General features: G+C 61.6%; 11 protein-coding genes. 4 read left to right on the top strand and 7 right to left on the bottom strand.

The features are described 5' to 3' along the window. The 3 genes from ACE3PR_RS11480 to ACE3PR_RS11470 are packed head-to-tail and all read right to left on the bottom strand — an operon-like array spanning position 1 to position 4,783. Positions 1–1,251 (bottom strand): threonine ammonia-lyase, encoded by a 1,251-nt coding sequence (locus tag ACE3PR_RS11480; protein ID WP_374371846.1) that lies wholly within the window; start codon positions 1,249–1,251, stop codon positions 1–3. Continuing rightward, positions 1,248–3,566, bottom strand: coding sequence for a penicillin acylase family protein (locus ACE3PR_RS11475; protein WP_374371844.1), 2,319 nt, complete (start codon positions 3,564–3,566; stop codon positions 1,248–1,250). The genes ACE3PR_RS11480 and ACE3PR_RS11475 overlap by 4 nt, the downstream gene beginning before the upstream one ends. A gap of 47 nt (positions 3,567–3,613) precedes the next feature. After that, a complete protein-coding gene (locus ACE3PR_RS11470; protein WP_374371842.1) occupies positions 3,614–4,783 on the bottom strand; it encodes a CaiB/BaiF CoA transferase family protein in 1,170 nt (389 codons plus the stop codon). A 124-nt stretch (positions 4,784–4,907) separates the two neighbouring features. On the opposite strand from ACE3PR_RS11470, the gene ACE3PR_RS11465 reads away from it, so the two are divergent. The 4 genes from ACE3PR_RS11465 (at position 4,908) to blaOXA (ending at position 8,765) form a co-directional block, all read left to right on the top strand. After that, the gene (locus ACE3PR_RS11465) at positions 4,908–6,059 is read left to right on the top strand and encodes a type III PLP-dependent enzyme (RefSeq protein ID WP_374371840.1); all 1,152 of its coding nucleotides are present in this window, start codon (positions 4,908–4,910) and stop codon (positions 6,057–6,059) included. 3 nt (positions 6,060–6,062) lie between these two features. Next, positions 6,063–6,905 (top strand): alpha/beta fold hydrolase, encoded by an 843-nt coding sequence (locus ACE3PR_RS11460; protein WP_374371837.1) that lies wholly within the window; start codon positions 6,063–6,065, stop codon positions 6,903–6,905. Beyond that, the gene (locus ACE3PR_RS11455; RefSeq protein WP_374371835.1) at positions 6,887–7,858 is read left to right on the top strand and encodes a YheT family hydrolase; all 972 of its coding nucleotides are present in this window, start codon (positions 6,887–6,889) and stop codon (positions 7,856–7,858) included. Before ACE3PR_RS11460 ends, ACE3PR_RS11455 begins: the two co-directional genes overlap by 19 nt. A 97-nt stretch (positions 7,859–7,955) precedes the next feature. Further along, positions 7,956–8,765 (top strand): class D beta-lactamase, encoded by an 810-nt coding sequence (blaOXA, locus tag ACE3PR_RS11450; RefSeq protein WP_374371833.1) that lies wholly within the window; start codon positions 7,956–7,958, stop codon positions 8,763–8,765. Here blaOXA and hemB read toward each other — a convergent pair. The 4 genes from hemB to ACE3PR_RS11430 all read right to left on the bottom strand — a co-directional run bounded on the left by hemB (position 8,762) and on the right by ACE3PR_RS11430 (position 11,785). Then, complete coding sequence (gene hemB / locus ACE3PR_RS11445) at positions 8,762–9,802, bottom strand: porphobilinogen synthase (RefSeq protein ID WP_374371831.1); 1,041 nt, start codon at positions 9,800–9,802, stop codon at positions 8,762–8,764. The genes blaOXA and hemB overlap by 4 nt on opposite strands. Positions 9,803–9,884: 82 nt before the next feature. Beyond that, positions 9,885–10,103: a hypothetical protein gene (locus ACE3PR_RS11440; protein ID WP_374371829.1), complete on the bottom strand. Its 219-nt coding sequence runs from the start codon at positions 10,101–10,103 to the stop codon at positions 9,885–9,887. 19 nt (positions 10,104–10,122) lie between these two features. Next, a complete protein-coding gene (locus tag ACE3PR_RS11435) occupies positions 10,123–10,341 on the bottom strand; it encodes a hypothetical protein (RefSeq protein WP_374371827.1) in 219 nt (72 codons plus the stop codon). 130 nt (positions 10,342–10,471) lie between these two features. Next, on the bottom strand, positions 10,472–11,785 hold the full coding sequence (locus ACE3PR_RS11430; protein ID WP_374371825.1) for an O-acetylhomoserine aminocarboxypropyltransferase/cysteine synthase family protein: 1,314 nt from the start codon (positions 11,783–11,785) through the stop codon (positions 10,472–10,474). Positions 11,786–11,802 lie beyond the last annotated feature (17 nt).

The following is an 11,802-nucleotide window of genomic DNA, read 5'->3' as shown; positions in this document are numbered from 1 at the left end:
TCAGCTCGGCACGTCATCCGAGCGGCTGGAGAGGCGCCGGGTATCGAATCCCGCTTGCTCAAGGGCGGCAATGATCTCGTGAACGTGCTGGGCATTCCGGGTCTCGATCACGACGTCGATTTCGGCCCGTTTGGCTGGCAGATCGAAGAACATCCGCTGATGGTGGACCTCGATGATGTTGCCCCCTGTGCCGCCGATCAGCTTGGCAACCAATGCCAGGACCCCCGGTTGGTCGGAGATCTCGATCCGCAGCGTCACCACGCGGCCATCCCGGAACAGGCCGCGCATCAGGACCTGGGCCAATAGGCGCGCATCGATATTGCCGCCCGAAACGATGGCGGCGACATGCTTGCCGCGGAATTTCTCCGGATAGGCCAGGATGGCCGCCAGGGATGTGGCGCCGGCCCCTTCCGTTACCAGGCGCTGCACTTCGACCAGCATGTTGATCGCGGCCTCGATTGCTTCTTCCTCGACCAGGACGATTTCTTTGACATGCTTCTCGACGATGGCGCGGGTGAGGGCGCCCGGCGATTTCACGGCGATGCCGTCGGCCAGGGTCTGCCCCCCATTCTGCGCCGGCAGGTTGTTCACGGCATGATGCATCGAGGGGTAAAGGCGGCATTCTGCGCCAACGATCTCGACCTCGGGGCGCTTTGTCTTGAGCGCCGTCGCGATGCCGCCAATGAGGCCACCCCCGCCGATGGGTGCCACCAGCATGTCGATCTCGGGGGCCTGTTCGAGGAGTTCCAGGCCAATGGTGCCTTGCCCGGCAACGATCAAGGCATCGTCATAGGGATGCACGAAGACGAGGTTATGTTCCTTGGCGATTTCGCGCGCATGCAGAGCCGCGGCGTCGATGGTGTCGCCCATCAGCACGACCTTGGCACCCAAGGCTGATGTCCGTTCGGCCTTGGTGAAGGGCGTTCCTTCCGGCATCACGATGGTCGCCGGAATGCCGAGACGCTGCGCGTGATAGGCGACGCCTTGCGCGTGATTGCCGGCGGACATGGCAATGACGCCACGCCTCGCTTCATCGGGCGTCAGGCACTTCAGTTTGTTGAGTGCACCGCGATCCTTGAACGATCCGGTAAATTGCTGGCTTTCCAGCTTCAGCCACAAGCCGGCGAGATCAAGCTGTGCCGCAAGGCGCGGCGCCGCCACGGCGGGGGTGCGGATCACCTCGCCGGCGATGCGCGTGGCGGCGGCCTCGATGTCTGCGAGGGTGGGAAGGGATGTCTGGCTGGTGCTCATGGTGCACTCTGCTGAGGTTTGAGGACGAGTTCTTCGCCGGCTGCGCCGGTGATGGCGCGATAGGCTCCGTCGCGCCAGTCATTAAGCCAATCGGCGTAATGGGGCGAAAGCGGGTGGCCGGATTGGCCGCCGGCGAGGCTGAAATGCGGTCCCGTCGCATCGCCGAAATCATGGACGAAGCGCAGGCCCGGTCCATGGACATGAGAAAGCATCACGCCCTCTCGGGGCGGTGTCGCGGTGCCGCGATTGACGGAAAAGAAATCGCCATCGCTCGGCAGATCCGCGTCCAGCCATTCGGCGACGATAGGTATGTTGCGGAAGACGGGGTGGCGGAAATGCGCGCGGTGACTGGCACCCCATTGCCATGCGGTGGGGTCGGCACCGAAGGCCGCCGTGAGATCTGCGATCGTCTGCTTGAGCGCGGCTGAGACGATTTCGTCACAGGTTTCCGTCGTTTCCGTTGCCACGTCGTCGCAGGCGCGGCCATCGGCCAGCGCCTTTTCAATTCGGTCGACCTGCCAGAACCACCATTCCTCAAAATCTGTCTTCATCTCGTCAGCCAGCAGATTGCGTGCCGTACGATCGAGCCAGATCGTGGCAATGAGGGGAGCTGCGAGGTCGCGCTCCACGCGCCCGTCCCAGGCAGCTAACATCCCGCCAATTTCCGGCGCAATCCGTTTGGCGAGATCCAGCCATTTTTGGGCAAAAGCGAGCATCGGCGCCGTATGATTGTCCATCTGCATGGCCTGGAAGTGTTTCAGGTCCATAGGCTTATTCTGGTCCAGCAGCGCCTTGATCTGCCGTGCCCGCGTATCGTCGGGCCAATCCGCCGTGATGAAGGCACGATACCCGGGGAGCCGAATGTCATTGTTGGCCGTGACGATGCGATCGGTGGGGCCGCCGCGCATCTGCGGCAATTCGGCAAAGGGCAGCAGGCCGTCCCAATCATAGGCACCGCTCCAGCCCGGTGCTGGCACGCGGCTGCTCTCATATATCTGCTTGCGCAAGGGCACGCGGCCCGCGGCGACAAAACCCGATATGCCTTCGCTGTCGGCATAGACGATGTTTTGCTGTGGGGCATGAAAGTCGAGCAAGGCCACTTCCAGTGCGGCTGCATCGCGCGCTTCGTTCATGGCGAGCAGGGCTTCGGGTGTACGATCCTTAGGCAACAGGGCGGTCCAGGTCAGGGCCAGCACGCTGCTCTTGCCGGTATCGTCGACGTCCAGGTCGGAAACAACGGGGCCATGCCGTGTGCTGCGCAGGACCAGGGTAACGTCCTCCTGTCCTTTGATCCTGAAGACCTCCTGCCGCAGTTCGAAAGGCATCGGTCCCGTGGGCGCGTCATAATGATCGGGCCGGTCGGCGACAATGCGTTCTTCGAAAAGATCCTGCGTGTCGCTATGTGTCGTCGTGAAGGTCCATGCAACGTGGCCATTGGTGCCGATGAGGATGAAGGGCAGGCCCGGCGCGGTCGCGCCAGTCCAGATCATCTCCGGCGTTTCCAATCGTGCGAGATACCAGGTGGCCGGCAGACCGAGACCGAGATGCGGGTCGTTGGCGATCACTGGCGAAGCGCTGGCACTGAGTGCGCCGCCAATGACCCAGCTATTGGAGGCTTCGTTGATCGGTTGCCGCCATGCAGCACCGCCACCGTCGTTCTGTGCCGCCTGCACGGCAGGACTGGTCACCAGCAAGTCGAAGAGGAAAGGCGGCAGATTTTCGCGCAACCGCTTGTGGGTCACTTCTGATTGCCAGTTGCCGGATAGATCGAGTGCCATCAGCCGCCCCCAGACCAGCGAATCCGCCGGCTGCCACAGCTCTGGTTCATAGCCGAGGACATAGAATTCCGGCGGCCAAGCACCATCATGGTTTCCGAGAAAGGCATTCACGCCGGCGCTATAGGCCTCAAGCGCCTGCTTCAGGGCGGGGCTCGCCGCGGCCACCTGCGCCTCGGCGGATGCGTAGAGGCCGAGGGTGCGCATCAGCCGGTCGGTCTGCAACACATTGGGCCCAATCACTTCGGCAAGACGTCCGGCACCCAACCGTCGCATGGCATCCATCTGGAACAACCGATCCTGGGCATGCAGGAAACCCAGGGCGAAATAGGCATCGCTGCTGGTTTGTGCCCGTATCGTGGGGACGCCACGATCGTCGCGCTGGATCGTGACGGTTGCCGCGATATCGGGGACGATGATCTCGCCCTCAATCCGTGGCAACCCCGTCCGCAGCCAAAGCCAGCCGCCAAGGCCGGCCAAACCCGCGAGGACGATTAGCCCAATGAGAGCAAAAAGAAAGCGGCGCAGCCATTTCGCCATGCGTGGCCTGTTCCTGTCATGATGCTTAGGCGCCAAACTTATCCGCTTTAGGGAAAATCGGCCAGGATGCGAGCGCGATCTTCATCGAGGTCAGGGGCACGCGGGCGGGTCTCCGGTGTTACGAAACCCGAGAACTTTATCGGCGAGCCCGCAACACATAACGGCGCCACGCTGGGGTCGTCGACCGGCAGAACGACCCGACGGTGCTGAACCTGCGGGTCGTTGATCGCCTGTTCGACATTGTTGATGGGCGCCGAAGGAATACCGGCTTTCCCGAGGAAGTCGAGCCAATGCCTGATGGTCTGGGTGGTGAGAAACGCCTCCATCGCCTCTTTCAGCGCCAGCACATGCTCGGATCTCTTGGCGTTGGTGGCGAAACGAGGATCGTCCGCGAGATGTTCATGACCGACGGCGCGGCAGAACTGGCGGAACAGCGGATCGTTGCCGCAGGCGATGACGATATGGCCGTCTTTGACGCGATAGGCTTCGAAGGGTGCGATGGAGGGATGCCGGGCACCCATCGGCTTGGGCGAGGTGCCGGTCGAGTAATAGCGCGCGATGGCATTTTCCAGCAGTGCCAATTGGCTGTCCAGCATGGCGACGTCGACGGCCATGCCTTCGCCGCTGCGGTTGCGGTGATGCAGGGCCGAGACGATGCCAAGCGCGGTGAAGAGGCCGGCGCCAAGATCGCCGATCGAGGCGCCAACGCGCGTCGGTGGCGAATCCTCATGGCCGGTCAGGCTCATGATGCCACCCATCGCCTGGGCGATGATGTCGTAGGCCGGTCTGTCGGCATAAGGACCTGTCTGTCCGAAGCCCGAGGTCGAGGCGTAGATGAGTTGCGGGTAGAGAGCTTTCAGGGCATCCTGACCAAAGCCGAGCCGGGCCATGGTGCCAGGGCGAAAATTCTCGATAAGAACATCGGCGCGGCGCAGCAGCCGGTGCAAAATAGCCTGGTCCTCGGGATTCTTGAGGTCGAGGGCGATCGATTCCTTGCCGCGATTCTGGGCGATGAAATAGCCCGACTTGCCATTGATGAAGGGGCCATAGGCGCGGGAATCGTCTCCGGATTTGGGATTTTCCACCTTGATCACGCGTGCGCCCAGATCCGCGAGCAGCATGGTGCAGAACGGTCCGGCGAGGACACGCGTCAGGTCGACGACGACAATCCCCGACAGCGGCCCGCTCCCCGACTTGGCGCCTGTTTGCGCTATCATCTATTCCCCCAATTTACTTTCTTGTCATTAATCTGACTTGATAGCGGAATTGACCGGCGGGTGACAACAGCGGGTCGATCCGCTAGAAGCCAACCATGTAACATAAGTGCCACGGGAGCCGGGTATGATGAAGGAATTCGACAGCGTGCGCACGATGATCGACACGCTGAAGCCAAGCTACCCGGTTTATTGCCTGCGGCCGGAACTGATCGACCGGGCCGCCAAAAAATTCCTGGAGCAGTTCCCTGGCCGCGTCCTCTATGCCGTGAAGTGCAACCCGCATCCCGAAGTTGTCCGCGCCCTGCACCGGGCCGGCATCCGCCATTTCGACACCGCCTCCCTGCCGGAGATCGCTCAGGTGCGTGAGAGCTTCCCGGACGCTGCCTGCTATTTCATGCATCCCGTCAAGGGCCGCGCCGTGATCGGCACAGCGGCCAAGGTCTATGAAATCGATACCTATGTCGTCGATCACCCGAGTGAACTGGACAAGATCCTGGCGGAAACGGGGGGTGCCGAGGGCCTCACGATCTATGTGCGCCTGAAGACACCGCCGGTCGACGGCGCCTTCTATCATCTGGCCGCCAAGTTCGGTGCCGACGTTGATGAGGCGGCGAAAATGCTGCGCGATGCATCCTCGCGCGGCTGCCGCGTCGGTCTCGCCTTTCATGTCGGCTCGCAATGCCTGGTTCCCGGCGCCTATTCCCAGGCACTCGGCATCGTCGGCGAGGTCCTGGAGAAAGCCAAGGTCGATATCGTCGGTCTTGATGTGGGTGGTGGCTTTCCGGCGGAATATCTCGGCACCAACATGCCGCCCTTTGAGGATTTCATCGCCGAGATCGAAGCCGGCCTGAAGGCACTGAAGCTGCGCCGCGATTGCGTGATCATGTGCGAACCCGGCCGTGCCCTGGTGGCAACCGCGATCTCGGTCGTGACGCAGGTGCAATTGCGCAAGGATGATCAGCTTTACATCAATGACGGCATCTACGGCTCGCTCTCCGAAACGGTCGATGCCGGGTTGAAGCTGCCGGCGCGCGCGCATCGCCTCAACGGCAGCTTTAGCGGTGCGCCTCATGATTTCATTCTCAACGGACCGACCTGCGATTCTCTCGATGTCTTGCCGTCGACCTTTTCGCTGCCGGCCGATATCGCCGAAGGTGATTGGATCGAGATCGATCGGGTGGGTGCCTATTCGAATGCGCTGGCGACACGCTTCAACGGCTTTACGCCGGAAACTCTGGTCGTGGTGCATGATCAGCCGGTCGGCGGGGTACGCTGAAGGATGCGCGAAGGACATTTCCTCGGCCTCAGTCCTGCCGGATTCCACCGTGTCGCCTACACGGAATGGGGTGATCCCAAGGCGTCGCGCGTCGTCATTTGCTGCCATGGCCTGACGCGCAATAGCCGGGATTTCGATGCCCTGGCCGAAGACCTGTCGCGTGATTGCCGGGTGATTTGTCCGGATATTGTCGGCCGGGGCAAGAGCGATTGGCTGCGTGATCCGCTGCATTACGGTTATCCGCAATACTGCGCCGACATGAACGCGCTCATTGCGCGGCTCGGCGTTGACGAGGTCCTTTGGGTCGGCACCTCGATGGGTGGGCTCATTGGCATGACCTTGGCCGCTTCTGCGGGCTCGCCGATCCGCCGCCTCGTTGTCAACGATGTCGGACCCTTCGTACCCAAGGCCGCTTTGCAGCGGATTGCCGAATATGTCGGCCTCGATAACCGCTTCTCGTCCCTGGCGGCGATCGAGACCCATCTGCGCAAGGTTCTGGCTCCCTTCGGCCCGCTCACGGACGTCGAATGGCAGCACTTGGTTGCTCACGGCCATCGCCGGCATGCAGACGGCACGTTCGGTCTCGCTTACGATCCAGCCATCGTCAACAATGTGAGATTGGCGATCCAGGATTGGGATCTATGGGCGCTCTGGGACCGTATCGCCTGTCCGATCCTTGTCATCCGGGGCGCGCAATCGGATCTTCTGCTACCGGAAACAGCGGCAGAGATGACCCGGCGCGGTCCTCGCGCTGAGTTGGTCACGTGGGACGGGATGGGCCACGCGCCAGCCCTGATGGCGCCAGAGCAGATTGCAGCCGTTCGCGCATGGCTGATACCCGGATAAGCCGCTTCGAGCAGCTAGACCTGCCGCCCTTCCGCCCGCTGCCGCTGTGGCGCGGCGGTGATCTACAGACTTTGCGCAATTGGCTGAAACCGCCTAAGGACACGATCGACGATTGGGCGGCCGAGACGCGGGTGTTTGCCTGTATCGATGGCAGTGGCGACCGGCTGATTGCCAAGCTGCATCGGCCGGACGACGTCGAGCACAAGCCACTCATTCTTCTGATCCATGGCCTCAATGGTTCCGAAGACAGCTTCTACATACGCGTGAGCGCCGGTCATCTCTTGAAAGCTGGTTATCCCGTCATGCGGCTCAATCTGCGCGGTGCTGGACCGGGGCGGTCTTTCTCGCGCAGCAATTACCACGCTGGTCGCAGCGAAGACATTGCTGCCTGCCTCAAGGGTCTGGATCCCGAACTGACGCGCAATGGCATTGTCGCTGTCGGCTATTCGCTCGGCGGCAATGTTCTGCTGAAATATCTTGGCGAAACCGGTGCCAATGCTGACCTGATGGCTGCGGTCAGCGTCTCTGCGCCGATTGACCTTTCCGCCGCACAGCATCGTCTGGCGACTCATCGCAACCGGCTTTATCACGCGCATCTTCTCGCCAATCTGCGTGACGAGACGGGGCCGGCGGCGCGCGGGATCCGGTCGATCCGGGAATACGATGCTCGGATCGTGGCGCCGGCGCATGGGTTCCAATCGGCCGAGCAATATTATGCGGAATGTTCAGCCAACCGGCGCCTGCTGGCGATCCGCCGGCCGACCCTGGTCATTCACGCCGGCGATGATCCCTGGATCCCGGCGATGAGCTATGCCGAAGTGAAATGGGGCGACAATCCCTATCTCCATCTGAAACTGCCCGTCTCCGGCGGTCATGTGGGTTTCCACGGCGTGGGACTCGACCGCCCCTGGTATGATCTGGCGCTGCTGCGATTCCTCGAACTCCTCGCCTGATTCAATCCGCGCGTGCGCCACATTTTTGACACCTCCCATCACTAAACGCTGACCCATCCGCCGCGGCGGTGCCTTTCCATTTCAAGGGGACAGTTTCGTGATCAAATCGGTTCTGCCATTTCTTTCGACCATCGCTATCCTGGCAATGGCATCGCCTAGCGAGGCAAAGACGCAATGCTCGCTTCTGACCGATGCGGCCACGGGCGGCGTTCTATCGCGCAGCGGCGATTGCGATACGCCGATGACGCCGGCCTCGACCTTCAAGATACCGCTCGCGGTGATGGGGTTCGATTCCGGCATTCTCATGGATGCCGAGCATCCCGCCTGGGAATTCCAGGAGGGCTTTGCCGATTGGATGGAGAACTGGAAGACAACCGTGACGCCGCGCTACTGGCTCGAGAAATCGGTCGTCTGGTACAGCCAGGAACTGACCAAGAGGCTCGGGAGCGAGAAGTTCCAGGCGTATATCGATGCCTTCGATTACGGCAACAAGGATCTCGGCGGCGATCCCGGCAAGGACAACGGACTCACACATGCCTGGCTGGGTTCATCACTGAAGATCTCGCCGCTCGAACAGGCGCAGTTCCTGGACAGACTGATCAACCGCAAGCTGGGTGTTGCCGACAGCGCTTACGATGCCACCCATGATGCCATGCCAAAGACGGCGCTGGATAATGGATGGGTCGTCTCCGGCAAGACCGGGACCAGCCGGCTGGTCAATGCCGACGGCACGCCTGACCCCGATAAACGCCAGCTCGGCTGGTATGTCGGGTGGGCCGAGAAGGATGCGCGGAAGATCATCTTCGTGCATCTCATCATCGACGAGAAGAAGCAGGAGACCTTCGCCGGTCCGCGCGCCAAGGAAGAAGTGCTGAAGTTCCTACCCGCCGAACTCGACAAGCTCTAGGCTTGGCGGGCTTTCACCAGTCTCTCGGCCACCTCAATGGCGGAATAGGTGAGGATGCCGTCGGCGCCGGCACGTTTGAAGCAGAGCAGGCTCTCCATCACGACCCGGTCGTTGTCGAGCCAGCCATTGCCGGCGGCAGCCTTGATCATCGCGTATTCGCCCGAGACCTGATAGGCAAAGGTCGGCATCTTGAATGCCTCCTTCACCCGCCAGATGATGTCGAGATAGGGCAGGCCGGGTTTTACCATCAGCATGTCGGCACCCTCGGCCACGTCGAGCGCACATTCGCGCAAGGCCTCGTCGCCATTAGCACTGTCCATCTGGTAGGTCCGCTTGTCGCCCTTGCCGAGCGAAGATTTCGAGCCGACCGCGTCACGGAACGGGCCGTAGAATCCGCTGGCATATTTGGCAGCATAGGAGAGCAGCTTCACGCGCTCAAAGCCGTTGGCGTCGAGCGCGTCGCGCAGGCGGCCGATGCGCCCATCCATCATGTCGGAGGGGGCAACCACATCGACGCCGGCCTCGGCCTGGGCCAGGGCCTGCTTGATCAGAATCTCGATCGTCTCGTCATTGAGGATGATCCCATTCTTCATCAGCCCGTCATGGCCGTGATCGGTATAGGGATCGAGTGCCACGTCGCAAATGATGCCGATCTCGGGCACTGCTTTCTTGATCGCCGCCACGGCCCGGTTGCAGAGGTTGTCCTTGCGCCAGGCTTCCTCGGCCAAAGGTGTCTTGCCTTTGGCGGGTACCACCGGGAACAGGGCCATGGCCGGGATGCCGAGCTTGGCGGCCTTCTCGGCGGCCTTGACCAGCGCCGGAATGGTGTGGCGATGGACCCCCGGCATCGATGGGACCGGCTCCCGCGCCGCCCCGCCTTCCTTCACGAAGACGGGCCAGATCAGGTCGTGGACGGTCAGAACCTGTTCGGCGACCAGGCGCCGCGACCAGTCTTCCTGGCGGTTGCGGCGCATGCGAATGCGCGGAAACTGGCCGAAAGGCTGTCGCTTATGGCCGTCTCGGGAATGGTCGGTCATGGCTGTCACTCAGAATAGATAGCTGTGACATCCCGATTACAACGCCGCTTGATCCAGCGCAATGGACGACACGCCGCAGGTCTTATGGCCGCCCCAACCGATCCCGGATTTGCGACAAGCCGGTCTTGGCGATATCGGCCTGTATCTGCGTGATCGGCTTGCCCAGTGAGACGATGAGCCGTTCCGGGGCGCCCCGTTGCTGGAGCTTCCACTTGTCCGCCTTCGGGTCAAAGCCGGCGGGTGGGGTCTGGCTGGGAAATACCAGGTACTCGGCATTTCGCTTATAGATGTCATAAAGCATGTTGGGTCCTTGCCTGGTATCAACGGCGCTGGTTGGTGTTCTTGATCTGATAGGTCGTCATGCCGTTTTGCGTGATTTCCTTGTCGATCTGGGCCACGGGTTTGGACCCGTCCGAGAGCGCCAGCGCGGTGACGCCCATGTGAACGCGCTTCCAGCCACTCAAATTCATGTCATTGGGTGGCCTGCCGGATTCGAACACCAGCATCAGGTTGTCGCGGCGATAGATATCGTAACGCATGATCTCACCTCAAAGGGTTGATCGCGCATATACGCCGCAACGGCGCAAGTAGCGACTCTATTCGCGCATTCAGCTCCGTTGAGCCTGTTGCCCGGACCGGCATGAAAACCGGTCCGGGCTGGCTGATCGGTTACTCCGCCGCCTTTGCCTTGCCGGTCGCTGCGTCAAGGGCCTGGGTGAGGTCGGCGAGGATGTCGTCAATATGCTCAAGCCCGATCGAAAGGCGCACATAGCTGTCGTTGACGCCGGTCGCCAATTGGTCCTCTGGCGACAGTTGCGAATGCGTGGTCGAGGCCGGGTGGATGGCGAGGCTCCGCGCATCGCCGATATTGGCGACGTGATAGAATAGTTTCAGGGCATCAATGAAGCGCCGGCCAGTGTCTAGGCCGCCCTTGATCTCGAAGCCGAGCAGGCCGCCATAGCCGCCCTTCAGATAAGTATCGGCGCGCCGCTTTTCTTCGCCGCTGGCAAGGCTCGGATAGATCACCTTGGTGACGGCCGGGTGCTGATTGAGATAATCAGCAACACATTGTGCGTTGCGGACATGCTCGCGCATGCGCAGCGGCAGGGTCTCAAGGCCCTGGATGAACATGAAGGCATTGAATGGGCTCATAGCCGAGCCGAGATCGCGCAGCAACGTCACTCGTGCCTTGAGGATATAGGCGATCGGGCCCAGCGGCTTTACGGCCTGGGTCCAGACTGCGCCGTGATAGCTGGGGTCCGGCTGGTTAAGCCCTGGGAAGCGCGCGGCGTTGGCCTCCCAATCGAAATTGCCCCCATCGACGATGGCGCCGCCGATCGACGTTCCGTGGCCGCCGATATATTTCGTGGTCGAATAGACCACGATGGCCGCGCCGTGATCGAAGGGCCGGCACAGGATGGGTGCTGCCGTGTTGTCCATAATCAATGGCACGCCGAGCTTGCGGCCAATATCCGCGACTTCCTTGATCGGGAAAACGCGCAGCTTCGGGTTGGGCAGGGTCTCGGCATAATAGGCGCGGGTCTTGTCGTCGGTCGCCTTGGCGAAACTCTCAGGATCCTTTGGGTCGACAAACCGGACCTCGATGCCCTGATCCTTCAGCGTATTGGCAAAGAGGTTCCACGTGCCGCCATAGAGGTCGGTGGAACTGACGATATTGTCGCCTGCTTTGGCGATGTTCTGGATGGCAAGGGCCGAAGCCGCCTGGCCTGACGAAACGGCGAGGGCGGCGACACCGCCTTCGAGTGCCGCAAGGCGCTCTTCCAGCACCGCGTTGGTCGGATTCATGATGCGGGTATAGATGTTGCCAAGGCGCTTCAGTCCGAAAAGATCGGCCGCATGCGCCGTGTCGTCGAACTGATAGGACGTGGTCTGATAGATCGGCACGGCCACCGAATTCGTGGCGCTGTCGCGGCGATGGCCGGCGTGGAGGACGATCGTCTCCGGATGTTTGCTGGCTGACATGGCGTTTCTCCCAAGTA

It is taken from the genome of Dongia sp., assembly GCF_041909655.1.
Taxonomy (GTDB): Bacteria; Pseudomonadota; Alphaproteobacteria; order Dongiales; family Dongiaceae; genus Dongia.
This window is presented reverse-complemented; position numbering and strand designations above follow the sequence as displayed.

What these genes read in the sequence shown, in the direction of transcription:
- ACE3PR_RS11480 (WP_374371846.1), bottom strand. Translation starts at nt 1,251, where the DNA reads ATGAGCACCAGCCAGACATCCCTTCCCACCCTCGCAGACATCGAGGCC.
- ACE3PR_RS11460 (WP_374371837.1), top strand. Translation starts at nt 6,063, where the DNA reads ATGCGCGAAGGACATTTCCTCGGCCTCAGTCCTGCCGGATTCCACCGT.
- ACE3PR_RS11435 (WP_374371827.1), bottom strand. Translation starts at nt 10,341, where the DNA reads ATGCGTTACGATATCTATCGCCGCGACAACCTGATGCTGGTGTTCGAA.
- ACE3PR_RS11440 (WP_374371829.1), bottom strand. Translation starts at nt 10,103, where the DNA reads ATGCTTTATGACATCTATAAGCGAAATGCCGAGTACCTGGTATTTCCC.
- ACE3PR_RS11465 (WP_374371840.1), top strand. Translation starts at nt 4,908, where the DNA reads ATGATGAAGGAATTCGACAGCGTGCGCACGATGATCGACACGCTGAAG.
- ACE3PR_RS11455 (WP_374371835.1), top strand. Translation starts at nt 6,887, where the DNA reads ATGGCTGATACCCGGATAAGCCGCTTCGAGCAGCTAGACCTGCCGCCC.
- ACE3PR_RS11430 (WP_374371825.1), bottom strand. Translation starts at nt 11,785, where the DNA reads ATGTCAGCCAGCAAACATCCGGAGACGATCGTCCTCCACGCCGGCCAT.
- ACE3PR_RS11470 (WP_374371842.1), bottom strand. Translation starts at nt 4,783, where the DNA reads ATGATAGCGCAAACAGGCGCCAAGTCGGGGAGCGGGCCGCTGTCGGGG.
- ACE3PR_RS11475 (WP_374371844.1), bottom strand. Translation starts at nt 3,566, where the DNA reads ATGGCGAAATGGCTGCGCCGCTTTCTTTTTGCTCTCATTGGGCTAATC.
- hemB (WP_374371831.1), bottom strand. Translation starts at nt 9,802, where the DNA reads ATGACCGACCATTCCCGAGACGGCCATAAGCGACAGCCTTTCGGCCAG.